Annotated in this window: 23 protein-coding genes; 18 read left to right on the top strand and 5 right to left on the bottom strand. The window is 71.0% G+C overall.

Annotated features, from left to right (window positions below; genetic code table 11):
* Positions 1 to 61: 61 nt before the first annotated feature.
* Together QRN89_RS12915 and QRN89_RS12910 are read right to left on the bottom strand one after the other, a co-directional pair.
* Positions 62 to 349, bottom strand: coding sequence for an acylphosphatase (locus tag QRN89_RS12915; RefSeq protein WP_290349507.1), 288 nt, complete (start codon positions 347 to 349; stop codon positions 62 to 64).
* A 151-nt stretch (positions 350 to 500) separates the two neighbouring features.
* On the bottom strand, positions 501 to 953 hold the full coding sequence (locus QRN89_RS12910; RefSeq protein ID WP_290349506.1) for a hypothetical protein: 453 nt from the start codon (positions 951 to 953) through the stop codon (positions 501 to 503).
* A 409-nt stretch (positions 954 to 1,362) separates the two neighbouring features.
* Here QRN89_RS12910 and QRN89_RS12905 point away from each other — a divergent pair, with 409 nt between their 5' ends.
* The 7 genes from QRN89_RS12905 to QRN89_RS12870 all read left to right on the top strand — a co-directional run bounded on the left by QRN89_RS12905 (position 1,363) and on the right by QRN89_RS12870 (position 11,679).
* Complete coding sequence (locus tag QRN89_RS12905) at positions 1,363 to 1,794, top strand: very short patch repair endonuclease (protein ID WP_290349505.1); 432 nt, start codon at positions 1,363 to 1,365, stop codon at positions 1,792 to 1,794.
* A gap of 211 nt (positions 1,795 to 2,005) precedes the next feature.
* On the top strand, positions 2,006 to 4,561 hold the full coding sequence (locus QRN89_RS12900; protein ID WP_290349504.1) for a Z1 domain-containing protein: 2,556 nt from the start codon (positions 2,006 to 2,008) through the stop codon (positions 4,559 to 4,561).
* Positions 4,558 to 5,580 (top strand): PD-(D/E)XK motif protein, encoded by a 1,023-nt coding sequence (locus QRN89_RS12895; RefSeq protein WP_290349503.1) that lies wholly within the window; start codon positions 4,558 to 4,560, stop codon positions 5,578 to 5,580. The genes QRN89_RS12900 and QRN89_RS12895 overlap by 4 nt, the downstream gene beginning before the upstream one ends.
* Positions 5,577 to 7,550, top strand: a complete 1,974-nt coding sequence (locus QRN89_RS12890; RefSeq protein ID WP_290349502.1) for a hypothetical protein — start codon at positions 5,577 to 5,579, stop codon at positions 7,548 to 7,550. The genes QRN89_RS12895 and QRN89_RS12890 overlap by 4 nt, the downstream gene beginning before the upstream one ends.
* Complete coding sequence (locus tag QRN89_RS12885; RefSeq protein WP_290349501.1) at positions 7,547 to 8,440, top strand: hypothetical protein; 894 nt, start codon at positions 7,547 to 7,549, stop codon at positions 8,438 to 8,440. Before QRN89_RS12890 ends, QRN89_RS12885 begins: the two co-directional genes overlap by 4 nt.
* Positions 8,440 to 10,317 carry a DNA cytosine methyltransferase gene (locus tag QRN89_RS35580; RefSeq protein WP_356948624.1) on the top strand — a complete coding sequence of 626 codons (1,878 nt, stop codon included), beginning with the start codon at positions 8,440 to 8,442 and terminating at the stop codon, positions 10,315 to 10,317. The genes QRN89_RS12885 and QRN89_RS35580 overlap by 1 nt, the downstream gene beginning before the upstream one ends.
* 9 nt (positions 10,318 to 10,326) lie before the next feature.
* Positions 10,327 to 11,679 (top strand): DNA cytosine methyltransferase, encoded by a 1,353-nt coding sequence (locus QRN89_RS12870; protein ID WP_290349499.1) that lies wholly within the window; start codon positions 10,327 to 10,329, stop codon positions 11,677 to 11,679.
* A 40-nt stretch (positions 11,680 to 11,719) separates the two neighbouring features.
* On the opposite strand, the gene QRN89_RS12865 is transcribed toward QRN89_RS12870, so the two are convergent.
* Entirely contained in the window at positions 11,720 to 12,724 is a 1,005-nt protein-coding gene (locus tag QRN89_RS12865) for a hypothetical protein (protein ID WP_290349498.1), read from the bottom strand.
* 74 nt (positions 12,725 to 12,798) lie between these two features.
* Here QRN89_RS12865 and QRN89_RS12860 point away from each other — a divergent pair, with 74 nt between their 5' ends.
* The 4 genes from QRN89_RS12860 to QRN89_RS12845 all read left to right on the top strand — a co-directional run bounded on the left by QRN89_RS12860 (position 12,799) and on the right by QRN89_RS12845 (position 16,089).
* Positions 12,799 to 13,626: a class E sortase gene (locus QRN89_RS12860; RefSeq protein WP_290349497.1), complete on the top strand. Its 828-nt coding sequence runs from the start codon at positions 12,799 to 12,801 to the stop codon at positions 13,624 to 13,626.
* Positions 13,627 to 13,892: 266 nt separating this feature from the next.
* A complete protein-coding gene (locus QRN89_RS12855; RefSeq protein ID WP_093660535.1) occupies positions 13,893 to 14,204 on the top strand; it encodes a DUF6412 domain-containing protein in 312 nt (103 codons plus the stop codon).
* A gap of 119 nt (positions 14,205 to 14,323) precedes the next feature.
* Complete coding sequence (locus tag QRN89_RS12850; protein ID WP_290349496.1) at positions 14,324 to 15,079, top strand: YidC/Oxa1 family membrane protein insertase; 756 nt, start codon at positions 14,324 to 14,326, stop codon at positions 15,077 to 15,079.
* A gap of 149 nt (positions 15,080 to 15,228) precedes the next feature.
* Positions 15,229 to 16,089, top strand: a complete 861-nt coding sequence (locus QRN89_RS12845; RefSeq protein WP_290349494.1) for a fumarylacetoacetate hydrolase family protein — start codon at positions 15,229 to 15,231, stop codon at positions 16,087 to 16,089.
* A gap of 179 nt (positions 16,090 to 16,268) precedes the next feature.
* Here the strand turns inward: QRN89_RS12845 and QRN89_RS12840 are convergent, their stop codons facing one another.
* Both QRN89_RS12840 and QRN89_RS12835 read right to left on the bottom strand, forming a co-directional pair.
* Entirely contained in the window at positions 16,269 to 16,754 is a 486-nt protein-coding gene (locus QRN89_RS12840; protein WP_290349493.1) for a heme-degrading domain-containing protein, read from the bottom strand.
* The gene (locus QRN89_RS12835) at positions 16,751 to 17,875 is read right to left on the bottom strand and encodes a Gfo/Idh/MocA family protein (RefSeq protein WP_290349491.1); all 1,125 of its coding nucleotides are present in this window, start codon (positions 17,873 to 17,875) and stop codon (positions 16,751 to 16,753) included. The genes QRN89_RS12840 and QRN89_RS12835 overlap by 4 nt, the downstream gene beginning before the upstream one ends.
* A gap of 89 nt (positions 17,876 to 17,964) precedes the next feature.
* Between QRN89_RS12835 and QRN89_RS12830 the strand changes: the two genes are divergently transcribed.
* The 7 genes from QRN89_RS12830 (at position 17,965) to QRN89_RS12795 (ending at position 26,281) form a co-directional block, all read left to right on the top strand.
* Positions 17,965 to 19,347, top strand: a complete 1,383-nt coding sequence (locus QRN89_RS12830) for an ROK family transcriptional regulator (RefSeq protein ID WP_435833301.1) — start codon at positions 17,965 to 17,967, stop codon at positions 19,345 to 19,347.
* Between the two features lie 108 nt (positions 19,348 to 19,455).
* Positions 19,456 to 20,610: a hypothetical protein gene (locus QRN89_RS12825; protein ID WP_290349488.1), complete on the top strand. Its 1,155-nt coding sequence runs from the start codon at positions 19,456 to 19,458 to the stop codon at positions 20,608 to 20,610.
* A 407-nt stretch (positions 20,611 to 21,017) separates the two neighbouring features.
* Complete coding sequence (locus tag QRN89_RS12815) at positions 21,018 to 22,574, top strand: alkaline phosphatase family protein (RefSeq protein WP_290349486.1); 1,557 nt, start codon at positions 21,018 to 21,020, stop codon at positions 22,572 to 22,574.
* An 88-nt stretch (positions 22,575 to 22,662) separates the two neighbouring features.
* Complete coding sequence (locus tag QRN89_RS12810) at positions 22,663 to 23,442, top strand: HAD-IIA family hydrolase (protein WP_290349485.1); 780 nt, start codon at positions 22,663 to 22,665, stop codon at positions 23,440 to 23,442.
* A 105-nt stretch (positions 23,443 to 23,547) separates the two neighbouring features.
* Positions 23,548 to 24,351 carry a hypothetical protein gene (locus QRN89_RS12805; protein ID WP_290349484.1) on the top strand — a complete coding sequence of 268 codons (804 nt, stop codon included), beginning with the start codon at positions 23,548 to 23,550 and terminating at the stop codon, positions 24,349 to 24,351.
* Between the two features lie 6 nt (positions 24,352 to 24,357).
* The gene (locus QRN89_RS12800; RefSeq protein WP_290349482.1) at positions 24,358 to 25,029 is read left to right on the top strand and encodes a class F sortase; all 672 of its coding nucleotides are present in this window, start codon (positions 24,358 to 24,360) and stop codon (positions 25,027 to 25,029) included.
* Positions 25,030 to 25,279: 250 nt separating this feature from the next.
* Positions 25,280 to 26,281, top strand: coding sequence for a glycoside hydrolase family 6 protein (locus tag QRN89_RS12795; protein ID WP_290349481.1), 1,002 nt, complete (start codon positions 25,280 to 25,282; stop codon positions 26,279 to 26,281).
* Positions 26,282 to 26,350: the final 69 nt, after the last annotated feature.

Raw genomic sequence — 26,350 nt, 5'->3', positions numbered from 1 at the left:
GCACCGTACGCGCCCGGCGACAGCCCGGCGCGGTACCGGGCACGCGTGTCCTGCGGGAGGCTCAGCCGTCACCGCGGGCGCTGTGCCGTACCTCGAACCCCACGAGCCGCTCGGGTTCCTCGTCCCGTACCTCCACCGCGCGCACCTCGGCGGAAGGCGGCCCGAGCCGCGCCCACCGTACGAGTGTCTCCACGGCATCGGGCCCGCCCTCGAACACGGCCTCGACCCGGCCGTCGGCCAGGTTCCGTACCCACCCGGACACCCCGTGCTCCTCGGCGACCCGCCTGCATGTGTCCCGGTAGAACACGCCCTGGACCGTCCCGGAGACCACTACGCGCTTGCGCACCATGCCTCCGGATCGTACGAGCCGGCGTCCCGCTGCCCGCCGCGACGCGTCGTGGCGGCGGCACGGATCCGTCCGCCCGGACCGCCGGGGACACGATCGCGCGGACCGGCCGCGTCGGGCACGCACCTCTCTCAGGCGCGCACCTCGCCGTCGGTCAGTCCCACAGCTTGTAGGTCACCTCGGGTGGCAGGTGCTCGGGCCTGCTGCCGGGGAAGCTGAGGTGGAGCTGCCCGTACCGCTGCTGGTCGGGGTTCTTCTCCCACGCCTCGGGGCGCTCGAACCTGACGTTCACGGGGTACGAGTGGAACTTGCCCGCGGCGCAGTAGGGCTTGCAGTCGTTGACCACGTTCAGCCCGGTGGCCACGGCGGACGTCGACCCCCACGACGACCACTTGAGCTCGGTCAGCCCGCTGTTGCCGTCACCGCAGGCGATCAGGAACTCGCTCGGGCGCACCTGCGCCTTCATGAAGCAGTCCACGACCACGACCTGGTCACCGGGCTGTGCCGCCACGGAAGGGGACGCCGAGGCGGTTGCCGGTACAAGGCCTACGGCGAGCGACGTCGCGGCGAAGATCATGGCCGCGGTCCTCAGCTTTCGTCTCTGCATGTCTGCTCCCAGCCGTCTCTCCCCGAGCCACCTGGCCCACCGTCCCCACGCACCCCTACCGCCCAGCGCGGCCCCGCACCCCACTACGCATCCCGGCAGGCGCTCCCGACCTCCTTCGCACGGTTGCTCCTGTATCGACGCTACGACCGCACCGGGGGACCCACCACTTACAGAGCCAATTTCCGGTGAGGCGCAAAAGTCGTCATTCCTCGGGTCCCTCGTTGGCCGGCTCCGGTGGCCGATGCGTCGCATGGGCGGTCCGGATGCCAGCGACGGTCCGGCGTCGGCCAACCGGGCCTGCCGCCCGGGGCAGTTGACCCCCACGCCTCGTCTCCGCAGGGAAGCCCGAGACCACTTCTCCGAGGATCCTCTTGTTTGCCTCGCGACTTCGGTGTTGGAGACTTGTCCCATGGCTCCCACAGCATCGTCGCCGACCGTTGCCGCGCGCATGAGTCGTCAGGCCTCGCGCGACACGGCTCAGGAACTGGCGGTTCGCCGCCTGCTGCACGGCGCCGGTCTGCGGTACCGGGTCCACGTTCCCGTTCCGGGGATGCCCCGACGCACGGCGGACATCGTCTTCGGGAAGCTGAAGATCGCGGTGTTCCTCGACGGCTGCTTCTGGCATGGCTGTCCGGAACATGCCACGAGTCCGCGGGCGAACGCCGAGTGGTGGCGCACGAAGCTCGACCGCAACATGACGCGGGACCGTGAAACGACAGACCACCTGGTCTCCGCCGGGTGGACGGTTCTCAGGTTTTGGGAGCACGAGTCCGTCGAGCACGTGGCCGAGCAGATCTCCACGACCGTTGCGTCCAAGCGAATCCCGCTGGCCGAGGCCTGACCGTGGCCGTGGCTTTCCCGGCTCCGGCAGGGCGGCCGCGGCCGCCCCTCTGCGCCAAGGCCAAATTTCAACTTGTTATCGGTCACGGGCACCTATCTCGCCCAATAGGGTGTACACACTCTGTGTGAGGGTGTGCGTCCGGTTACGGAGAGCTGCTTGGTGACCAGGACGTTCTGCGGGGTTCGGGGCGAGGAAGGGCGGGGCTCGGTCGATGTCGATGACCGATGAGTTCGACGACGTGTACGAGACGTTCAAGGCGCTCCTGGACGCCTTCCCCCCGGTCGAGGCAGTCAAGCGCTTGGAGCGGCTCGGTACCGGTCCGGAGGTCATCGAGCGGATCCGAAGGACGCACGAACAGCAGACCGTACGGATCAAGGAACTCGAGGAACCGCATGCCGTGGTTCTGGGCAACCGCGACACCTGGTACACGGGGCCCCACTCGAGGGACAAGTGCTGGCCCGCGATCGTGGGACTGCTCGGCAAGGACGGCTGGCAACAGCCGGCGATCGACGGGCTGGACGACTCCTCCACCCGTATCGTCTCCTTGCTCAATCATCCCAAGGAGAAGGAGTTCTCGACCCGAGGTCTCGTCGTCGGCTACGTGCAGTCGGGCAAGACGACGAACTTCACCTCGGTCATGGCCAAGGCCGCCGACCGCGGCTACAAACTCTTCATCGTCCTGGCGGGTATCCACAACGGTCTACGCCGACAGACCCAGGCCCGGTTGGTGCAGCAGCTGGTCGAGCCGAACCCGTCGATGTGGTCGCAGCTGACCGGACTCGGGAAGGACTTCACCCCGCAGGAGAACCCCGCTTCCTACTTCGGGAAGAGCAACAGGACCCGGGTTCTGTGCGTCGTGAAGAAGAACGCCACTGTCCTGCGGAAGCTTGCGCGGTGGCTCGAGAAGGCATCGGACTACCTCGAGGACTGCCCCGCGCTGATCATCGACGACGAGGCCGACCAGGCCACCGTCGCCACGAAGTCGATCAACCCCCTGATCCTGGACATCATGGGATCACTGCCCAGGTCCGCGTACGTCGGGTACACGGCCTCGCCGTTCGCGAACCTGCTCATCGATCCGAGCGCCGAGGACCTCTATCCGAAGGACTTCGTCGTCAATCTGCCCAAGCCAGCGGGACATTTCGGCACCGAGGTCCTGTTCGGTCGTTACGCCCTCGACGGTGAGGACCCGGAGTCGCTCGACGACGGTCACGACATGATCCGTTCGGTCCCCAAGGAAGACGTACCGTGTGTGCGCCCCGAGACCAGAGCGGACGTCGAGGGTTTCGAGCCGGTCATCACCGACACCCTTCGGACGGCTGTGGAGTACTTCTGGCTGGTCACGGCGGCTCGGAGAGTGCGCGGTACGGGTAACCCCCACAGCACCATGCTGATCCACACCAGCGTCAACACGGCCGTGCACAACAGCTTCGAGAGGCCGCTGAGGCGCTTGCGCGACCGGGCTGCGAGGTCACTCTCCGACAGCGACTTCCTCAAGCGCCTGCGCGGACTCTGGGACCTGGAGACCAGCCGTGTGGCGGCCGAGGACTTCGACGAGAGGAGAGTGTCCTTCGCGGAGCTGTTGGCCGAGTTGCCCGGAGTTCTCGAGAGCTGCCGCGTGATCATGGACAACTCGAGCAGCGAGGACCGCCTCGACTACGAGAACGGTCCTGTCGTCGCGATCGCCGTGGGCGGAAACACCCTGTCGCGAGGGCTGACCCTCGAGGGGCTGTCGGTGAGCTACTTCGTCCGTGCGGTTTCGGCCTACGACACCCTGTTGCAGATGGGGCGCTGGTTCGGGTTCCGGAACGGTTACGCGGACCTGCCCCGCATCTGGATGACGGACGAACTCGCCGAGTGGTTCCGACACCTTGCCACCGTCGAGACCGAGATGCGTCGTGACATCGACGTCTACATGACCGAGGCCGAGACCCCCCTCACCTTCGCTGTTCGTCTGCGGACCCATCCCGCCCTGAGGGTGACCGCCGCGGCCAAGATGCGTGACGCCGTCACTGCCGCGTCGTCCTACGGGGGCAAGCGCGTCCAAACCCACTACTTCCACACCAACGCCGACTGGCTCCGCGGCAACATCGATGCGGCTCGCGCCCTCGTTGCCGGGGCGAGTGCGAACGCGGTGCGGACCGAGGAGCGTCGTGCCGACGGACGCTACATCTTCCACGACGTTCCGCACGACGTCGTCACGGACTTCCTGTCGGCGTACCAGTTCCACGAGAAGTCGCCGGAGAACGACGCCGACCTGATCATCGAGTACATCCGGAAGAGAGTCTCCACGGTCGGCTCACTGCGCAGGTGGAACGTCGCCGTCGTGGGCAACCCCAGGGGCGAGGGGTTCACTGTCGGGCCCGGGGTGACGGTCGGGCTCAACACTCGTGCCCGCCTCGAGCTGCCCAACCCCACTCCGGACTTCGCCGACATCAAGACCTTGATGAGCCGTCGCGACGCCGCCGTGGACCTGGCCGGGGACACAGCGACATTGGCCGAGGCGGCCATCATGGACCGTCGGCGGTCGCTGCTCCCGAACACGGGCCTTCTGGTCGTCTACCCGATCGACAAGGTGTCCCGGCCGAGTCCTTCCAAGAGGCGACGCGCCCCGCTGAACGCCGAGGACCATGTCATCGGTGTCGGTCTCGTCTTCCCGATGCCGCCCGATGCGGACAGCACGGTGAGCAAGTACATCTCGGCCAATCTGTCGAATGTCCGGATCGAGGACGAGGACTACAGCCTCCTCGACAGCGAGGACGTATGAACGACCACGCTCTGCGTGACCTCGTCGAGGAGCGCTGGACCGAACTCGAAGCCGAGCGGACCACCGATGAGCGTCGTCTGAGGGTCTCCCAACTGCCTGTGGTCGCCGCCCACGGACCACTGTCGGTGGCCGTGGACCACGACGGTCACCGACACCTCCTGATGCCCGTACCGTCGCAGCGCAAGCTCCGTCCCGGTCTCGACGGACCGGTGCTCCGGCTGCGCAAGAGGGCACTGGAGGACCAGGAGACCTATCAGACGTACGCGGACCTGGTCTGTTTGCGAGACGACCTCAGTGACCTGTTCACAGAACTCTGCCTCGACGTCCTGGAGGCGACCGCAGAACAACCGGGCAACCCTGTGAAGGCCCTTTACCACGTGCTCGATCGATGGCGGGCCCTCTTTCGGGCCCGGGGCGAGCTGTTGGGACCCGAGCAGCTCGCCGGGCTGTTCGGCGAGCTGCTCGTGCTCAGCCGCCTCCTCGAGGCTGATCCCAGTGCCCATCGCCTGTGGCGCGGCCCGGAGGGCCATCGTCACGACTTCTCCTCCTCGACCGTGGCCGTCGAGGTGAAGTCGAGCACGCAGTCCGGCAGCCGCAGAATGCGGGTTCACGGTCTCGACCAACTCGAGGAGCCTGCCGGGGGGATGCTGTGGCTCGCCTGGTTCCGTCTGGCTCGCACGGAGGCGACCGGCGGCACCGCGCTCACGACGATGGTCGAGCGAGTTCTTCGGCTGTGCGACGACGAGAGTGCGCTCCTGGACCTTCTGGCACGGACCGGATACCGACTCTCCGACACCGACCGATACGCGGACGCGCGCTTTTCCGTCATGGAGGAACGGTGGTATCGGGTGGATGCCGACTTCCCCGGTCTTACGAGTCGGGCGCTGGCCGTGGCAGGTGTCGGAGTGTCGGTGCATGACGTCGAGTACACCGTCGACCTGCCCGAGGCGACTCCGGTTCCCCTCGAACCCGGCCAAGTCGGCCGGGTGATCGACACTCTCGTTCAGGAGGCCGTGTGACGGAGCCCCGCTGGTTCTCCCAGCCCTACCCGCCCGAGGGCGCAAGCGCGGCCGAGGGCATCCGGAACCAGCTCGGTCGTCCGGAGCTCGATCTGCTCACCATCCTGGTGCGCGAGTCGGCCCAGAACAGCTGGGACGCACGTCTCATGGAGTCCCAGGGCCCCGTGGACTACCGCATCGACATGTGGACGGTGGGGCCGGCACACGCGGTCGCGTGGCGAGAGCTCCTGCTCGCGGGCGCCCCGTCGAAATCGGACAACTTCCCGCTGGGGGAAACCCTTCGACGTGGCCCCGTCCGGGTCCTCACCGTGTCCGACAGGGGGACCCGAGGGTTGGGAGGGCCCACCCGAGCTGACGACGCCGTGGGTCGCGACCGCGACTTCGTCTCGTTCATCCGCAACATAGGCGAGCCGCGCGACACCGAGCTGGGCGGTGGCACCTACGGTTTCGGCAAAGGCATTTTCTACCTGCTGTCCAAGTCCGGCACCATCGTTGTTCATTCCCGCTGCCGCACCCCGGACGGACGCCATGAGACCAGGCTCATCGGCTGCACGCTCTGGAAGAGCTATGTTGCCGCCGAGCCCGCGGGCGACCGGCGCTACACGGGCCGGCATTGGTGGGGCGACACCTCCGGTGACGTCGTGGAGCCACTCGTGGGGGCGCAGGCCGACGCCACGGCACAACGCATGGGGCTGCGCCCCTTCGGACCCGAGGAGACGGGGACGACCATCGTCGTCATCGACCCGAACCTGGACGGCCTCGAGCCTGCCGCGGCAGCCGACTACCTGGCCGACACCGTCGCCTGGCACCTCTGGCCAAAGATGATCTCCACCGCCGGCAAACGGGCGGCCATGCGCTTCGGAGTCGTGTGCGACGGCGTGGAGCACCCGGTTCCGGATCCGCGTGAGACCCGTCCGCTGGCCTTGTTCGTGGCCGCCTACGAGAAGATGACGGGCTCGGAGGGCAAAGACCTCTACTGCTTGAAGCCACGTCAGCACCTGGGCCGCCTCGGGCTGGTGAAGCGCATCATGCCGCCTCTCGAACCGACCCGCGCCTCACGCATGCTCGACATCGAGGATCTCGTTCACCACGTGTGCCTGATGCGTCCGGCGGAACTGGTCGTCACCTACCGCCCCGGGCCGAAGCCACCGAGCGCGAACCAAGGCTACGCGGGCGTCTTCCGGGCGGACGAGGGCATGGACGAGACCTACGCCAGGGCGGAGCCCCCGACACACGACGCCTGGAACCCGCAGTCCCTGGAGCGGCCCGAGAGCACGTACGTGAAGACCACGTTCCGGCGCATCGGTGATGCGTTGGACGGTTTGCTCTCGCTCGGAGGCAGCGTCCACCCGGGAGCGGACAGCGTCGCACTGGGCGCGGCCAGCTCCATGTTCTCCGGACTGATGGGCGGCGCCTGGGGGATCGGTGGGGCCACCGCCTACTCCATGCCCGGCAGCACCACCGTCCGGCCCTCCGGGAGGGAGGGCGGGGAGGCGGCGGGACCTGCTCCCGCGACGAGCCGATCGGCGTCGGGACGGCCCTCCGGGCCCGATCCGGTTCCGGGCGGACCCGGAGGCGACCCGAGGACGTTCGTCGAGGCAGGCCCAGCCCACGGCGGGGCCGCGGTGCAACGCCGTCCGCGAGTGCAGTACGTCGGGGAGCCCTACTACGACGATCGTGGCGCGGACGTGGTGCTCGTCCAGGAGTTCCGTCTGCCCGTCACCGGTGCCCAACGTGTGCGGATCGACCTGGCGGTCACGCTTCCCGGTACGGGCGGGCGGGAGACCGATCCGCCCATCGGGGCCAGTATGCCGGTGCTGGTCGGATGGGAGAGCGACGACGGCAGGCTGCACACCTCGGAGACACAGGTGATCGAGGGCGGGGACGCGGTCTGGCGTGCCGTGGTACGGCCCGCACCGGACACCATGACCGAGATCGGCATCAAGGTCGAGGCGGTGAAGACCTCGTGACGCGGCGGGTCCTGCCCTATCGCGTACCGCATGACGACGTCGTGGAGGCCGGCCCGTGGCTCCTGGTCACAGAGGACGGCGAAGTCGCCATGCCCGAGGCGCTGCCGAACTGGGACTACCGGATGAACCTGCATGTGCGCAGGGTGGTCCGGGTGGACCTGGACCGAGCGCGTTCTCAGTCGAGCCTGCCGCCGGGCGCGGCACTGACTCTGGCCGCCGCGTGGACGGCCACGGGTTCCAATCTCAGCGGGCCCGGCCACCACGTCCGCCTGAGCCAAGAAGGAGTCCACCAAGCGGAGTTGAGCGTCCGACTGCCTGGTTCGGACCTCGGCGGACTGCTCCTCCTGGACACCGCCCTTGTACTGTCCGAGCGCCGCGCCGACGCACGTCCGTCCTCACCGCGTCGGGCCGGCTCCGTCCTCTGGAGTGATCGGGAGTCCCTGCGCCTACAGGGCGACGCACCGCAGTTCCCGATGGCCGTCATCGACTTCTCCCTCACCTCGTTCCCGGACGCCGCGGCCTGGCACCTCCAGATCAGCGGCGGCATGGAAAGCGCCGCCATGGGCGCGCTGTTGCTGCTCGTCAACGTGAGGAACACGGTCACGGCCGGGGCGTTCGCGCGAGCGGCCAAGCCGACCCCGGTGGATCGGGTCGTGCTCTCCGCCGTCCACGCGGACGCGGCCAGGGTCATGGTCGAGCACGCGCTCGCGAATGACGACTTCGACGAGCACGCCGACTTCCCCGACGGCTCGCTCGGCGCCACCATGCTGAGCCTGATCGACCAACTGTTCCCGGCGCAATCGATCACCGACATTCGTCTGCGTCAGCGTCAGTCACCCACCTTGTTCGCCTCGGATCTCCAGGCGGCCGTCAAGTTGTTCGAGGTCTGATGAAGAGCCTTCTCTATCCACGACTCCTCGCAGAACAGGCCCGACCGCTCTTCGAGGAGTACCGGCACCGCACCATCGACGCGCTGACCGCTCGCGTGGACGTGGCGCACGAGTCCGCGGTGTACGTGGCCACCGGTGGTGACCGCGTCTCTGCCGGACAGCTCCACGAACTGCGAGAAGGCGTCCTCGCCCTGGCCGGACGTGCCGGATTCCCCGAGGATTCCGACCGTGCCGGCAATGCCGACTTCGACATCCGGCTCGCCGCCTTTCTGCACGCCGAGACGGGCATGGTGCCGGCCGAGGCCGCCTCGCGGGACGTCTGGGCGTTCCTCGCACTGGTCCTGCTCCCGGATGTCGCCTTCTGGCGCTACCCGTCGCCCCCCAAGGATCGCGTCCTCGGCACGGATCTCACCCGTCACGTGTTCGGTCGCCTGTGGTGGCGCGCCCAGTTGGTGAGGTCGTCGGACGAGCAGGAGCCTTACGGGGCACTCCGAATTCTGGGTGAGGCTGCCTTCGACCAGATCTACGCACGTCGAGCCGCGCTCGGCGGAAGCCCGCACATGGTCCGGGCCATTCTCAGGGTCTGGAAAGACCTCGACCTGACCGGGCTCAACGAACGTGACGCGCTGAGGGACTTCCTCAAGCGGCTGCTCCGGCTGGCCCCGTTCGTGCTCTTCGACGGCATTGAACAGGCCGCACTGGAGGAGGAGCTGCGTGCTGTCGCCCAGGAGTCCCTGGCGGCTCAGCGCGTTTCGTCCTCGGCACCCTCGCCTGCCTCGGGGGCCTTGGCACCCGCCCGGGCGGACGGAGAGGAAGGGGCGACACGGGCCGACCGGCTGAGGAGTCGGTGGTCGGACGTGTCGGGACAGGTGACCGGGTTGATTCCGGCGCAATCGGTTTCCGGTCAGGAACCGTCGGTTCCCGAGCCGCGTTTCCGATCCGTCGAGGTCTGCGCCGGTGCCGGCGCGCAGGCCCTGGGCCTCGAGGAAGCCGGCTTCGATCCTGTGCTCCTCATCGACAGCAAGGCCGATGCCTGCTTCACGATCGACCTCAACCGCCCCGACTGGGACGTGGTCTGCATGGACGTCGTGCAGTTCCACCCGAGTATGAGGCCGGACACAGTGGGTGTGGACCTGATCAGTGGGGGACTTCCCCGCGTGCGGTCGGGGGCCTCGTCGGGGCGGGGCGACGACTCGGAGGAGAGGGCCGTTCTCCGGGCCGTCATCGCCCTGACCCGCGACATCCGGCCCAAGGCGCTACTTGTGGAGAACGTTCCGGACCTCGTCGCGGGCCTCGACTTCCTCACCGACCGCACATGGATCGAGGAGGAGCTCCGCGGGGCCGGCTACCGCACGGACTGGCACGTGCTGAACGCCGCGGACTTCGGCGTGCCGCAGAATCGCAGCAGTGGCTTCCTGATCGCCTTGCAGGAGCCGTACTTCGCCGGATTCTCCTGGCCGGTACCGGAGGAGAAGCCCTCACCGACCGTCGGCCAGGTTCTCGGAGCCTCCATGGCCGCTCAGGGATGGGCCGGGGCGGAGCGTTGGATCAAGGGTGCGGACCGCGCGGCCCCTGCCCTCGTCGGCGGGTCGGACCGCAGGGGTGGCGCGGATCTGGGACCGACCGGGAGCAAGAAGGCATGGGCCGCGCTAGGGGTGAACGGCAGCAGCCTCGGGGACGAACCTCCCGGCGCGGACTTCCCTGCGGACGGTCAACCCAGACTGACCGTCGACCAGGCAGCGATGATCCAGGCGATCCCTGCAGACTGGCGCTTGTTCGGAGGCAAGACGTCCAGGTACCGCCAGATCGGACACGCGATGCCACCTCCGCTGGCCACAGCGGTCGGGCGGGCAATCGCGACAGCTCTGCGAGGCTAGGATCGCTCCATGCGCGCGTCCCGTCCCCATGCTCCTGAGCCCGTCACGGTGGTCGATCTCTTCGCCGGTTGCGGCGGCTTCACGCAGGGATTTCACGAGTTCCGTCCCACGGGGGCATCGGGCGACGGTCCCGTTTTCCACAGCATCGCCGCGGTCGAGCACGACACCGCTGCTGCCGCCACGTACGCGGTGAACTTCGGCAGCGGCCGAAACGACATGAGCCTTCCGAGCGCGCGTGTTCACTTGGGGGACATCGAGGCCTGGGTTCCCACGGCGGATGTACTCGACGCGGACGTGATCGTGGGAGGTCCGCCGTGCCAGGGCTTCTCGGCATTGAATCGTGACAGGAAGGGTAGTGAGCGCAACCGGCTGTGGGAGGAGTACGTCCGGATCGTCGCCGAAGTTCGCCCGAAGGTCTTCGTCATCGAGAATGTCGATCGCTTTCTGAAGTCGGGCGAGTTCCGGAATCTGCTCAGTCAGGTGGAGGAGGGCGGCCTGTTGGCCGAGTACCGCCTCGTGGATCCTCCCGGTCACGAACCGAGCGACACCCCCGAGACGAAGGCCAGGCGCTATTTGCTCAATGCGGCCGACTACGGCGCTGTTCAAGCGCGCAGGCGGGCCATTGTCATCGGTGTGCGTCGCGACATCGACAACGGTCGTGAATTGACCTACCCGGCGGTCACGCACACTCGGCGTCGTAAGGGCGAGGTCGGCATCCCCGCGCAGCCCATTGAGGGTCTCGACGCCGGGTTGCCTTTCTGGCGGGCCGTCGACGGGGTGTTCGACGAGTCCGAACTGCTGGAGGTGAGAGGAACGGAACTGCCCGACGGAAAGGAGCACATCGCCGAGATCGACGGCGTTGTTCCCGGCGTCTTCACGACGCGGGACCTTCATTTCGGGCGTACCCCGGAGCTGCTCTCCAGGGCCCGTTACCGCGCCATCCCGCCGGGCGGAAACCGCAAGGATCTGAGGGACAAGTGGTACACGGTCGATGAATTCGGCCGGATCCACATTCTCGACAATCAGAATCCTCCTGGTGCGGGCAGTTCGGCCAGGTATCTCTCGACCGAGAGCTGGGACAACCACAACTCCGGAACCGGCGACGTGATGGGCAGGCTGCGACTGGGGCAGCCTTCGGTCACCATCCGAACGGAGTTCTTCAAGCCGGAGAAGGGGCGCTATCTGCACCCCGTACTCCCCCGGCCGATCACCCACTACGAAGCCGCCCGCATCCAGGGATTCCCCGTCGAATTCCGCTGGTGCGGCTCCAAGACGGACATCGCCAGACAGATCGGCAATGCGGTCCCCATCCCATTGGGTACGGCAATCGCCTCCGCTGTCCACGCATTTTTGCGCGGCTAGCGGAGGCGTCCCGCACGCCGTGCGGCGACGGCGAAGGACATCAGGGCCTGCCCACCCCGTGGCACTCCCCGTACGCCGCCCGCGACCCGCACCAGCACAGCGCGCCCTTCGTCGGGGGCCACGGCGTCGCCTTGCCGCGGGCCGCCAGGGTCGTGGCGTACTGGGGGAGGAGGGAGGCGTCGGCGGGGGAGGTGGCCTCCGAGGCGGCGAAGGCCTCGTAGGAGGGGACCGTGCCCGTGACGATGCCGAGGTTGCCCGTGCCCGTCGCCGAGAGGTCGCGGAGGGCGGACTCGATGGCCGCCAGATGGGCGTCGTGGGTCGGGTACTCCGCGGTCAGCGAGGGGTACGTGCCGAGGAGTTCGGAGAGTTCGGGCGCCGGCCAGTGCAGGACCGCCACCGGGAAGGGGCGGGACAGCGCCGCACGGTAGGTGCCCAGTTCGGAGCGGAGACGGTCGATCTCGGCGCGGAGCTCGACCGGGTCGGAGGAGCCGAGGGACCACAGCCGCTTGGGGTCGTGCAGTTCGTCCAGGGGGACGGCCGCGGTGTGGAGGCGGTCCGCGAGGGTGTCCCAGTCGTCGTGCGGCAGCGCCAGGAGGCGGCGTACGCGGTGGCGGCCCGAGAGGAGGGACTGGGTCGAGTGGGAGGTCTCCTCGTCCGGGGCGATGAGCCGGGTGACGGCATCGGTGAAGGTGGCGTGCGCCGCGTCGAGTTCGTCGTGGGCCTCCAGCGTCTCGGCGACGATCTCCCACGGCGCCGCGTCGTCCGGGGCCGCCGCGCGGATGCCGTCGATGAGCGTGCGGGCCTCCGCCTCGTGGCCGTACTCCCACAAGTTGGCCGCCTGGAGGGCCTTGATCAGGTGGGTGTTGTCCGGCTCGTCGGCCAGGAGGCTGTCGTACAGGCCGCTCGCGCGGGCCCGGTCGCCCGAGAGCTCCAGATGGGCCGCGGCCTGGAGCAGCAGCGGTTCACGGTCCTCCGGGTACTGCTCCGCTGTGCGCAGCAGACGCTCGGCTTCGGCGGTGTGGTCGGCAGGCGTGTCGGGGCGCATGCAGCACACCGTACTGCTGTACGGGGCTTTGCAGGGGCCTGGTGACTTGGAGGGGCTGCCCCTATCGTGCGCCCGTGCGGGAGCGGATGCCCCGGCGGGGAGCCGGGCGGATACCTGTGGTCGTACAGGGGCGGCGGACCCGGGCGGGCCGGGCCGGCGCCGGGCCGGGGCTCGCCCGTGTGCTCTGGGCCGGCGCCGAGATCGCCGTGACGCTGGGCGTGGTGGTGCTGCTGCTCGTCGCCCACCAGCTCTGGTGGACCAACCGGCAGGCCGAGGAGGGCGCGGCGCGGCAGGTCGAGGCACTGGAACGGGAGTGGCAGGCGCGGGCGCCCGGCCCCGATGCCGGGGCGGACGCTGCCGACGGCGGCACGGACCCGGCCGACGGGTCGGCCGGGAGTGCTCCGGCGCCGGGTACGCGGCGCGGGGGCGCAGGCGACGCCGCGCAGCGCTGGGACCGGGCGTACGCCGTGCTGCGCATCCCCCGGCTCGGTGTCGTCGCGCCCGTCGCGCGGGGTGTCGCCAAGCGGGGCGTGCTGGACAAGGGGTACGTCGGGCACTACCCGAGGACCGCGCAGCCCGGGCAGCCGGGCAATTTCGCGGTCGCGGGGCACCGCAACACCCATGGCGAGCCGTTCCGGTACATCAACCGGCTGCGCAAGGGCGACCGGATCGAGGTGGAGACCCGCACCGGCGTCTTCACCTATGTCGTGGACCAGCAGCTGCCGCAGACGGCCGCCCACGACGGAGGGGTGATCGCCGCCGTGCCGCGGAGTGCGGTCAGGCCCGGGTACGGCTACGGCGAGCCCGGTCACTACATGACGTTGACGACGTGCACGCCCGAGTACACGTCCCGGTACCGGCTGGTGGTGTGGGGGAAGCTCGCCGCTGTGCGGCCGCGGTGACCCGGCGGCCACGACGCGGGGCCCGGACGCGGGGCCCGGGCGCGGTCGGACCCGGCAACGTCGGGGCTCGGCGCGCGGGCGGGGCCCGGACCGCAGGGCCCCGACCGCGGGCGCTCCGCGGGCCGGACGTGACGTGCGTCGCCGGGGTTTTCCACAGGGAACCCGGAGGAGATTCCGCTCGTGTATAACGAATGAAGGTTCGTATCGCTCGTACAGCCGCCACCGCGCACGGAGCGGGGGAGCGCGGAAGCAAGGGAGGGGCACGCATGGCAGGTCAGACCTGGCGTGTGCTGCGCCCGCTCGCGCTGCTGCTCTTCATCCTCGTCGAGGTCTTCGTCGCCGAGGGCATCGGCCTCTCGACGGCCGTGGCCCTCGCCGCCACGGCGGCGGCCGGTGCCGCGCTGGTCGCCTGCGCGCTGATCCTCTCGCGGTCGGTGCCGCGGGTGCCGCCCACGCGAATACGCACCGCTCTCCGCGATCGTGAGCAGCGCACGGCGTTCCTGCCGCAGCGCGATCCCGACGCGGCGGGCCGCTGCCGGCCCAGGGCTCCCGGCCGTCCCTCGACGACGGCCGCGTAGGGGCGCCAGCTTCCCCTGACCTTTTCACGCGTGCCCCTTCCCGGGGTCATGCGTCCCTGCGCGGGTCGTCATGCCGACATGTCACTTTTTCCCGGCACGACGAGACCCGGAGGGCCTCCATGTCCGCATTCATGTCCCTGTTCGCTTCGCTGGTCGGCGCGCTCGCCGACCTGCTCCAGCCGCTGTTCCACGCCTCCGCCACCGCCGCGGCGATCGTCCTGTTCACCGCGCTGGTACGGCTGGCCGTCCACCCGCTCTCCCGCGCGGCGGCGCGGGGCCAGAAGGAACGGGCCCGGCTCGCGCCGCAGATGGCGGAGCTGCGCAGGAAGCACGGCGAGGACCCTGACCGGTTGCAGCGGGCCGTTCTGGAACTGCACGCGAAGGAGCAGGTCTCGCCGCTGGCGGGCTGTCTGCCCGGCCTGCTGCAGCTGCCCGCGTTCTTCCTCATGTACCACCTGTTCTCCAGCTCCCGGATCGGCGGCGAGGCGAACGAACTGCTCGGGCACAGCCTGTTCGGTGCCGGGCTGGGCGGCCGGTGGGCCGACGCGCTGGGGGACGGCGGGATGTTCGGCCCGGCCGGGTCGGTGTACCTCGCGCTGTTCGGGATCGTCGCCGTCGTGGCCACCTTCACGTACGTACGGACCAGGCGGCAGCTCGCGACCGCCGGTCCGGTCGGGCCGGAGCAGGCGCTGCCGGGCATGGGCGCGATGACGAAGGTGCTGCCGCTGATGTCGTTCGCCACGCTGATCACCGTGGCCGTGGTGCCGCTGGCGGCCGCGCTCTACGTGGTGACGAGCACGACCTGGAGCGCCGTGGAGAGGGTGTTCCTGTACCGGGACGCCCCGGCGGCCGGAGCCCTTGCTACCGCAGGGTAATGGTCCAGGTTGTGAACAGGGTCTTGCAGGCTGTCCGGTTCTCTTGGAGGATCGGCCAACCTCCGATGAGCCGCACCCTCCCCTCCGCCGCACGCGGGGACTCCTCAACCGGGGCCACCTCGACAACAGGGACCACAGGGAGAACAGAGATGAAGCTGCTGCGTGTCGGTACGGCGGGCTCGGAACGGCCGGCGCTGCTCGACCGGGACGGGACGACGCTCCGGGACCTGTCCGGGCTGGTGCCGGACATCGACGGGGCGCTGCTCGCCGACGAGGACGCGCTCGGCCGGATCCGGTCGGCGGCGGAGTCGGGCGAGCTGCCGGTGCTCGACGCGGCCGGGGAGCGGATCGGCCCGCCTGTCGCCCGTATCGGCAAGGTCGTGTGCATCGGGCTGAACTACCACGATCACGCGGCGGAGACCGGCGCGGCGGCCCCGTCCGAGCCCGTCGTCTTCCTCAAGGCGGCGGACACGGTCGTGGGCCCCGACGACACCGTCCTCGTGCCCCGCGGCAGCGGGAAGACGGACTGGGAGGTCGAGCTCGCGGTGGTCATCGGGCGCACCGCGCGCTATCTGGAGTCCGACGAGGAGGCTCTGGCGCACATCGCCGGGTACGCGGTCGCGCACGACGTCTCGGAGCGGGAGTTCCAGATCGAGCGCGGCGGCACCTGGGACAAGGGCAAGAACTGCGAGACGTTCAACCCGCTGGGGCCCTGGCTGGTGACCCCGGACGAGGTACCGGACCCGCAGGCGCTGCGCCTGAGGCTCTGGGTCAACGGCGAGCTGAAGCAGGACGGCTCCACCGCCGACCAGATCTTCCCCGTCGCCGAAGTGGTCCGGTACGTCAGCCGGTTCATGACCCTCTACCCGGGGGACGTCGTCAGCACGGGTACGCCGGCCGGTGTGGCGATGGGGCAGCCGGAGCCCAAGCCGTATCTGCGGCCTGGGGACGTCGTCGAGCTGGAGATCGAGGGACTCGGACGCCAGCGGCAGGTGCTGAAGGGCGCGTAGGGCCGCACGGTTCGCGCAGGGCCGCAAGGTTCGCTCGGGGCCGGACGGTTCGCGCAGGGCCGCACGGTCAGGGGGGCCGTGGGCGGCCGCCGCATGAGCAGGGGCGAAGAGGAGGAGAAGAAGGGGAAAAGGGGAGGGTCGCGGAGGGGGTGCGGGGGATTCACCCCCTCCGCGGGTCCTCAGGTGGCGAGGAGGCGCTCCAGCGCCTCCACCACCATCGCGTGGTCCTCGACCTGTGGAAGGCCGGAGACCGTGATCGTGCCGATGACCCCGGCGCCCTCGACGCGGACCGGGAACGATCCGCCGTGCGCCGCGTACCGGTCGGGGTCGAGCCGGGACGACTCCTCGAACGTGGTGCCCTTGGCGTGGAACCGGCTGCCGACGAGGAGCGAGCTCTCGCCGTACCGTTCGACGACCCGTCGCTTGCGGTCGATCCAGGCGTCGTTGTCCGCCGACGACCCGGCGAGGGCGCAGTGGAAGAGCTGCTGCCCGCCGCGCCGGATGTCGATCGCGACCGGGGCCTGCCGCCCGCGCGCCAGCCCGACGAGCACCGAGCCGAGGGTCCAGGCGTCCTCGTGGGTGAAGCGGCGCAGCGTCAGCCGCTCTTCCTGGGCCTCGAGCACGGCTATGTCGGGGAAGCCGGGCCGGGTGCCGCCGCCGCTCATGCGCCGAGTTCCACGGTGACGCCCTCGCGGGCGGAGCGGCGGGCGGCCTCCAGGACGTCGAGGGCGTCGGCGGCCTCGTACGCGGTGACCGGCGGGGCGGTTCCGTCGCGCAGAGCCGCGGCGATCCCGGCGTAGTACGCGGGGTAGTCACCGGGCAGGGTCTCGACGGGGTGGCCGCCGCCCGTCAGCGGCGACTCCCCGGAGCCCACGCGCCCCCACAGCTCCTGCGGCTCCTCGCCCCACGGAAGGCCCGGCTCCGGCCGCGCGCCGTCGCGCAGCGCGGCCTCCTGCGGGTCCAGGCCGTACTTCACATAGCCGGCGGCCGATCCCAGGACCCGGAAACGCGGGCCGAGCTGGGCCGTTGTCGCGCTCACATACAGGTGTGAGCGGACGCCTCCGGCGTGCGTGAGGGCGATGAACGTGTCGTCGTCGGTCTCGGCACCCGGGCGGCGCACGTCGGACTCCGCGTACACGCGCACGGCCGGCCCGAAGAGGGCGAGCGCCTGGTCGACGACATGGCTGCCCAGGTCGTACAGGAGACCGCCGATCTCCTCCGGGGCGCCCGACTCGCGCCAGCCGCCCTTGAGCTGGGGGCGCCAGCGCTCGAAGCGGGACTCGAAGCGCTGCACCTCGCCGAGTTCGCCGTCCTCGACCAGGCGGCGGAGAGTGAGGAAGTCGTTGTCCCAGCGGCGGTTCTGGAAGACGGAGAGCAGCAGGCCGCGCTTCTCCGCGAGGTCGGCGAGCGCCCGGGCCTCGGCGGCGGTTCCGGCGATCGGCTTGTCCACGACGACGGGAAGCCCGGCCTCCAGGGCGGCGGTCGCCACGGGGACGTGCGTCTTGTTCGGCGACGCGATGACGATCAGATCGAGCTCGTCCGCGCGCTCCCACAGCTCGTCGGCCGTGGCCGCGAAGCGGACGTCGGGGAACTCGGCACCGGCCTGCTCCCGGCGCTCCTCGCTCGACGTCACGATCGTGTCGAGGACGAGGCCCTCGGTGGCCGCGATGAGCGGGGCGTGGAAGACGGAACCCGCCAGGCCGTAGCCGACGAGTCCGACGCGGAAGGGCGTCCCGGCCGGGGTGGCGTTCCCGGACGTGGCGCCGTTGCCAGTGCTGCCAGTCATGGGCCCCACTTAAGCAACGCTGTTGCCAAAGCGCAAGCGCACCGCACAATGGCGGGGTGAAGTGGAGCAACGCGGGTGCGAATCTTCCGGTGCTGCGCAGCCACAACGCGGCGCTGGTACTGGATCTGCTGAGGGCGGCCGACGAGGACGGGATCAGCCGGCTGGAGCTGGCCGAGCGCACCGGGCTCACGCCCCAGGCCGTCAGCAAGATCACGGCGAGGCTCCGGGCGGACGGGCTGGCGACCGAGGCGGGCCGTCGTGCGTCCACCGGCGGCAAACCGCGGACGGTCCTGCGCCTCGTCCCGTCCGCCGCGCACGCCGTGGGGCTCCACCTGGACCGTGACGAGCTGACGGCGGTCCTCGTCGACCTCGCCGGCACGGTCGTCGCGTCCCGTACCCGGGGGCTGGACCTGGGCGGCGCGGTGCCGGACGTCATCTCGGCGGCGACCGGCGAGGTACGGGCGCTGCTGGCGGGCGGACCGGACCGGGTGCTCGGCGTGGGCGTCGGCATGCCCGGGCCCCTCGATCACTGGAGCGGAGTGCCGGGCCGGGTGACCGGGGCGCCGGGATGGGCGGGCGTCCCGCTCCGCGACGAGCTCGCGGAACGACTCGGCCTGCCGGTCGTCCTGGACAAGGACACGAACGCGGCGGCGCTGGCGCTCGCGCTCCGGGCGCGGCCGGAGCCGGATTCGGGGTCTGCGTCGGGACCGACACCGGCACCGGGACCGACACCGGCACCGGGACCGACACCGGCACCGGGGCCGGATTCCGGGCCGGCGGGAGTGGGCGGGGCGGGCCCGGACGGCGCAGGTGGTTCCGGGTCCGGTGCCGCGTCCGGATCCGGTGCCGGGTCCGAGCCCGTGGCAACTCCGGGACCGCAGGCGGCCGGTGGCCCGGGACCGCGATCCGTGCGCCCTTCGGGAGTGGCGGACCCGCCCACCCCGGTGGTCGCCGTCGGTTCCGGGGCGGGCCCGGTCGACGGGTCCCCCGGCTCCGCCACGGCCGCGCCCGGGTCGTTCGCGTATCTCCACCTCGGTACGGGACTGGGCGCCGGGCTCGTGATCGGCGGGGTGGTGCACCGGGGGGCCCGCACCGGCGCGGGGGAGTTCGGCCACCAGGTCGTGCAGCTCGACGGCCCCCTCTGCCCCTGCGGCAACAGGGGCTGCATCGAGGCGCTGTGCCTCGCGGCCGTCGCCCGCGGTGAGCTCGGCGAGGCCGCCCGGGTCCTGGGGACCGGCGCGGCCAACCTCGTACGCCTGCTCGACGTCGACCAGGTGCTGCTCGGCGGCCGTACGGTCCTCGCCGACGGGGAGACGTTCGTCCGGGGTGTCCGCGCGGTGGTCGGCGACGACGCCGTGCACGTCGCGCTGGCCGAGACCGGGGCGTACCCGGTCGCGGAGGGCGCGGCCCAGTTGGTGCTGGCCCCGCTGTTCGGGCGCATGGAGGCGACGGGCTCCGCCAACCGGGCGTAATGGTGTGATTTTCAGGTCGTGGGGCGGCGTCGGTGCACGGCAGCCGGGCCGCCGCGTGGCAGCGTCGCTGCCGACGCCGCCCACGCCCGCGATCTGCTGAGGTTCCCCATGCGTCTGCGCACCGCCCTCGCCGCCGGAGCCGTCACGGCCGCCCTCGTCCTGATCGGACCGGTCCCCGCGCACGCCCTGGTGACCCCGCAGCCCGCACCGGCGACGCCGAGTTCGACCGCACCGCGTCCCGCGCCGCCCCGCTCGGACGCACCTCCGCCCGCCCCGCCGGGCGCCGTACGGCAGAAGCCCGCACCGCCCCAGTCCGCCCCCGCGGCGCGGCGGACCCCGCCCCGGCGCATCTCCCCGCAGCCCGTCCCGCCCGCATCCACCGTGCCGCAGCCCTTGGTCCCCCAGCCCCCGGCACCCCAGCAACCCGTGGCCCCCCAACCCGCGGCGCCGCTCCCGGTGGTCCCGCCCCCCGTCGCACCCCAGCCCACCGCGCCCCAGCCCGCCGCGCCGAACTCCGCAGCGCCCTCGGTCCCCGGCGCGGCGCCCGTCGAGCAGCAGCCGTCCTGCGGCGACCTGAACGCGGCCGAGTTCCCGATCGCCACCCGCATCGTGCGTGGTCCCGAGGAGTACCGGGCCGGCGGCGACGCCCACGAGTTCTCCGTCGAACTCTCGAACACCACGGGCCGGCCGTGTCTGAACATCCATCCCGTGGTCGTGCTCGCCGGGCAGGGCCGGGCGATCCCGCCGGACCGGGTCCGGCTGGAGTTCTTCGACGGAGCGGCGCAGATGTGGCGGACCGTCAGCATCGAGAAGACGGACCAGGGGGAGGCCGTCGGCGCCTTCGGTGCGGGCTCGGGCGGTTTCGCTGGTCTGTCGCTGCCGGCCGACGGCACGTTCTCCGTCCGGGTGCGGCTCGCCTTCCCCGACCGCACCACGGCCCCCGACTCCGTCGTGGCGAACGCCGCGGTCGTCCAGCGGCGGGGGGCCGATGGCGACTGGGTGGGGGAGTCCAACGACTACCGCTTCGACATCCTCGGCCCGGAGCCCACCGACCGGCCCTCCCGGCCCGCCCACGAACCGGAGGCGAGCGAGTCCGCTCCCGGCGACGGGCCCGGCAAGGACGGCAAGGCGTGGCAGGAGGCGCACGAGCTCGCCGCGACCGGTGCCCGCCCCTGGCACTCGGTGGGCATCGCCACGGCCGGGGGTGGGCTCCTCGTGGGAGCGGTGGTGCTGGTCATGATGAGGCGCCGCCGGCTGCGGTAGGACCGCCGGACCGTTCACCGGCGTCTGGCAACGTCCCGGCATGGACTGCCCGAACGACCAGGCCCCCGGTCCCCCCGTACGCTCCGGCGTCCCCGAGCGCGGCCGCAGCACCGAGTACGACGCGGTGAGGACCCGGGGCGCCGCGGCTGATCGACGAGTGGGGGAGGGCGGCACGCTGCCCACCGAACGCGATGCGGCGCACCGCCCGACCGGCACCGCCCGGACCGGCCGTCACTCGTACCGAATCGGCCACGGGCCCCCTCGCAGCCAGGAGTTCACCGTACGCCCCTGGTGACCCGTCAGCGGTCGCGGAAGGATGACGGGCACGGACCAACGCCCCCGCCCCGGCGGGGGCGTTGCCCTGGGCGCGACTTCCATCACGTCACCACACTCCGACGGAGGACACGATGCCGACCCACGGCACACCCCGCCGATCCGCAGTCACCCGCCGGTCCGTGCTCGCGGCCGGCGCCGCGACCGCAGCGTCCGCCACGGCGCTGACCCACGCCCCCGCGGCCCTGGCGGCCGCCCCCGCCCTCCCGAACGGCACCAGCAGGGACAAGGTTCTCGTCGTCGGGATGGACGGGCTCCGTCACGACCGGATCGACGCAGCCGACGCCCCGCACCTCAAGTCGCTGATGGCGAACGGGACGTACGGCACGTCCCTGCTCTACTCCGCCCCCATGGCGGCGACTTCCTCGGGCCCCGGCTGGTCGACCATCTCCACCGGCGTCTGGCCCGACAAGCACGGCGTCAGGGACAACACCTTCATCGGCAAGAACTACGGCAGGTACCCGGGGTTCCTGGCCCGCCTGGCGCAGGTGCGGCCCGAGCTGTCCACATACGCCGCCGTCGACTGGAAGCCCCTGGACACCCAGGGCACCGTCACCCCCGGCGCCGACGCCAAACTGGTGCTCGACGGCGACGCCGACGGCTACCCCGGTCACGACGCCACCATCGCCGGCGAGACCGAGTCGATCCTGCGCAACCAGAACCCGGACGTCCTCTTCGTCTACTTCGGCAACACCGACGTCGTCGCGCACGGCTCCGGCACCGGCCGGAAGTACCTCGACGCCATCGCCGTCCAGGACGCCCACCTCGGCAGGCTGCTCGCCGCGATCAAGGCCCGGCCCGCGTACCCGACCGAGCGGTGGACGGTCATCGTCGCCACCGACCACGGGCATGTCGACGCGGGCGGTCACGGCGGCAGCTCCATCGAGGAGCGGCGGACCTTCGTCCTGGCCCAAGGGCCGGGCATCGCCGCCGGCGCCCGGCCCGTCGACACCCGGCTCGTCGACGTCGCCGCCACCGTCTTCAAGCAGCTCGGCGTCACCCCCGACCCGTCCTGGGGCCTCGACGGCAAGCCCGTCCAGGAGCGCACCGACGACCCCTTCGACTCGCTCCGGGCCGCACTCACCGGCCGGGTCGACGAAACGGGCATTCCGGCGTCCGTCCTGGGCTTCACGCACACCGCCCCCGGCGGCTGGTCCGTGATCAACAACGCGATGGGCACCGGCGGCGTCAGCGAATGGCGCGGCTGGTCCTTCGCGACCGACGAGTTCTGGTCCAGGACCCACCGCGACCAGTGGCGCGAGCTGAACGTGCGCTCGCGCGGCGTCTTCGCCGTCGCGGACTCCGACGAGTGGGACGACAAGGCGAACTCGGGCGGCTACGACTCCACGCTCGTCACCCCCGCGTACGACGTGAGCGGCCGCAGCACCGTGCGCCTCGACTTCACGACCCTCTACCGCCAGGAGGGCGGCCAGACCGCCCGGATCCTGGCCTCCTTCAACGGCGGGACGCCGGCCGTGGTCAGGAGCTACACCTCGGACGTGGTCTCGCAGCCGCAGTCGGTGTCCGTCCCGGTCCCGGCGGGGGCCTCCAGCGTGAGCTTCCGCTTCCGCTACACCGGGGCCAACAACTGGTACTGGGTGATCGACGGGGTCAAGGTCACGGCTTCCTGATTAGGCTGGAGGGCGCCGGTACATCGTCGTGGCGGCGCCCCGTCAGCACACCGCACATCGCACTACGCGTACGGCAGGAGTCCGCTTCATGGCAGAGCGCAAGCCGATCGAATCCTGGCTCACCGACATGGACGGTGTCCTCATCCATGAGGGCGTCCCGATCCCGGGCGCCGACTCCTTCATCAAGAAGCTCCGCGAGAGCGACAAGCCCTTCCTCGTTCTCACCAACAACTCCATCTACACCCCGCGCGACCTGCACGCCCGGCTGGCCCGGATGGGGCTGGACGTGCCGATGGAGAACATCTGGACGTCCGCCCTGGCCACCGCCAAGTTCCTGGACGACCAGCGCCCGGGCGGTACGGCGTACGCCATCGGCGAGGCGGGCCTGACCACCGCCCTGCACGAGATCGGGTACGTCCTCACCGACCAGGACCCCGACTACGTGGTCCTCGGCGAGACCCGTACGTACAGCTTCGAGGCGCTGACGAAGGCGATCCGGCTGATCCTCGGCGGTGCCAGGTTCATCAGCACCAACCCGGACGAGACCGGGCCGTCCGCCGAGGGCCCGCTGCCCGCCACAGGGTCGGTCGCCGCGCTGATCACGAAGGCGACGGGCAAGGACCCGTACTTCGTGGGCAAGCCGAACCCGCTGATGATGCGGGCCGGGCTGAACGCCATCGGCGCCCACTCGGAGTCCAGCGCGATGATCGGCGACCGGATGGACACCGACGTGCTGGCGGGTCTCGAGGCGGGCATGAAGACCTTCCTCGTCCTGACCGGCCTGACGGCGCCCGCGGACATCGACCGCTACCCCTTCCGGCCCTCCAAGGTGGTCGACTCCATCGCCGACCTCGTGGACCGGATCTGACCCGGTCGGAGGCGCCGGACCCGTCGGCGCACTGACCCGTCCGGGTCCCCTGGAGATGCGGAACTGGGCGGAACGCGTGAATCTCTTTACACCAGGAGGTTCACAATGCGTTCAGTTCCGATTGCTCTCCGTGTCGTAGGGGCGGCCGCCGGCTTCCTGATTCTGGCGCCCGTTCCAGGGACCGCGCACGCGGAGGAAAGTGCCCAGCTCACGGACACGGTCCACCCCGTCAGAGCGGAACCCGGGAGCGAGCCGCAGGACGGCCGGGAGAGCGGCGCCGTCGACCGCCTCCAGATCATCACGCTCACTCCGCCCTCCCGCTTCGAGCCGGATGACAAGCAGGGCGAGGAGGAGAACGCCAAAAGGGACCGTGAGGGCCAGGAGAAGAAGGACGAGGGCTCTCAGGACGGGAAGAAGGACGACGGGAAGAAGGACGACGGCAAGAAGGACGACGGGTCCCAGGACGGGAAGAAGGACGACGGCACGAAGGACGACGGGAAGAAGGACGAGGGCTCTCAGGACGGCAAGAAGGACGACGGGAAAAAGGACGACGGCAAGAAGGACGACGGCAAGAAGGACGACAGGTCCCAGGACGGGAAGAAGGACGACGGGTCCCAGGACCGCGGGGACGGTTCCGGGGACGGCTCCGACGACGAGTCCGACGAGGGCGACGGCCCGGAGGACCTGATCGAGGACCCCGACCCGGCCGAGAGCCCCGTCGCCCCCGTCCGCGCCGGTGGAGGCGGCGCCGCCGACCGACTGGCCGCGCGGGACGCCAAGTCCGCCGACACCCAGGGCCCCGGCACTCCGCACACGGTGATCGGGCTGCTCCTGGCCGGCGCGGCGGCCGTCGCCGTGGCCTTCCGCAGCGCCCGCCGCCGACGCGTCGGCTCCCCGGACCGGGACTGACCCGCCGTGTCCGCCGGTGACGAGACACCCTCGGGCAGCGGCCGGCTGCTCACGGGAGTGGCCTGGGCGATCCTGCTGATGGGCCTGTGGCTCTGGGGCCGTGAGGCCAGTGACGGCGCCGGGGGCTCCTCCGCCCCCACGACCGGGGACGTGGCGGCCGTGGGCCGTCCGCTCGGCGTGCCGCTGCCGCCCGCCCGTGAACCGCTGGCACCGGTGGGACCCGCCAAGGTGGACATCCCCTCGATAGGGGTCTCGGCCCCCGTCGTCGCCCGCGGTCTGGACACGACGGGCGCGGTGGAACCGCCGCCGTTCGCGACGCCGGACACCGTCGGCTGGTTCGGCACGGGCACCCGGCCCGGCGCCGAAGGCGCGGCGCTGTTCGTCGGCCACGTCGACACCAGGACCGAGCCGGCGGTGTTCTACGGCCTCAGCTCGGCCCGCCCGGGCGAGACGGTCAGGGTGACCCGGACCGACGGGTCGGTCGCCGTCTTCACCATCGAGGACGTCCAGGTCGTCAGCCGGGAGCGGTTCGACGCCCGGAAGGTCTACGGGGCGCACCGGCCGGGCCGCGCCGAGCTTCGGCTCATCACCTGCGGCGGCACCTACGACAAGAAGACCAGTTCGTACACGGCGAACGTCGTCGTGTCCGCGTACCTCACGGACGCGCGCGGCGTCTGAGCCCCGTACCGGAGAGGGGAAGCCGACGGGCCGCCACCACGTGTCCGGGCCCGGCCGTCCGTCCGGCGAGCGGGGGCAGCGGGTACCGGCGCCGCGCGCTCGTGCCGTCAGCCGGCCGCAGCCGGCGAAGCCTCGGTGCTTCGTGGTCGGCGGACGCCGTGTGTCAGGATGGATCCGGCCGGACTCGTTCCGGCAGCGGGGCGCCTGGGGGGTGGCCCGGCACGTACCACAGTGCACCAAGGGGGAGTGGATGTACGGCAGTCGAGTCGGGCGCGCCCGATGGGCGGCGGCCGCGATGGGGGCCGCCCTGCTGATGGTGGGGTGCTCCTCCTCGGACGGCGACGGCGACAAGCCCACGGCGCAGCAGCCGAAGGCGACGGACCCGTACTGGGTCAACCCCGAGGGCAACGCGGCGAAGCAGGTGGCCTCGTACCTCGAGGAGGGCGACAGCGCCAACGCCGAGCTGATCAAGAAGATCGCGGCCCAGCCGGTGGGCGAGTGGATCGGCCCCGACGACCCGGAGGGCGACGCGAGGCGCTACACGGAGGCGGCCGCGAAGGCGGACCGCGACGCCCTGCTGGTCCTCTACAACATCCCGCACCGGGACTGCGGGCAGTTCTCCAAGGGCGGGGCATCGGACGGCGACGCCTACCGCGCGTGGGTCGAGAAGGTCGCCAAGGGCATAGGCGACCGCCGGACCACCGTCGTCCTGGAGCCCGACGCGGTGCTGCACCTGGTCGACGGCTGCACCCCGCAGGAGTACCACCAGGAGCGGTACGACCTGCTGAAGGGCGCCATCGAACGGCTCCAGGAGCTCCCCGCCACCAAGGTCTACCTGGACGCGGGCAACGCGGGCTGGGCCGACCCGGACTCCCTCCCCGATCCGCTGCGCCGGGCCGGCATCGACCGGGCCGACGGCTTCGCGGTCAACGTCTCCAACTTCCAGACCACCCGGGCCAGCAAGGACTTCGGCCACAAGCTCTCCGCCAAGGTCGGCGGGAAGCACTTCGTGGTCGACACCAGCCGCAACGGCAACGGGCCGTACACGCAGGGCGATCCGAAGGAGAACTGGTGCAACCCGCCGGGCCGCGCCCTCGGCGAGGAGCCCACGACGAAGACCGGTGACCCGCTCGTCGACGCCTATCTGTGGGTGAAGCGGCCGGGCGAGTCCGACGGCGACTGCAAGGGCGGCCCCAAGGCCGGCGACTGGTACCCGGAGTACGCGCTCGAACTGGCCCGCAACACCAAGTAGCCGTCCGCAGCACGGAGAAGGGGGCTCCCGCCGCGGGAGCCCCCTTCTCCGTCGTGTCCTGCCGTCCCG

This window comes from Streptomyces sp. HUAS CB01 (assembly GCF_030406905.1).
Taxonomy (GTDB): Bacteria; Actinomycetota; Actinomycetes; order Streptomycetales; family Streptomycetaceae; genus Streptomyces; species Streptomyces chengbuensis.
This window is presented reverse-complemented; position numbering and strand designations above follow the sequence as displayed.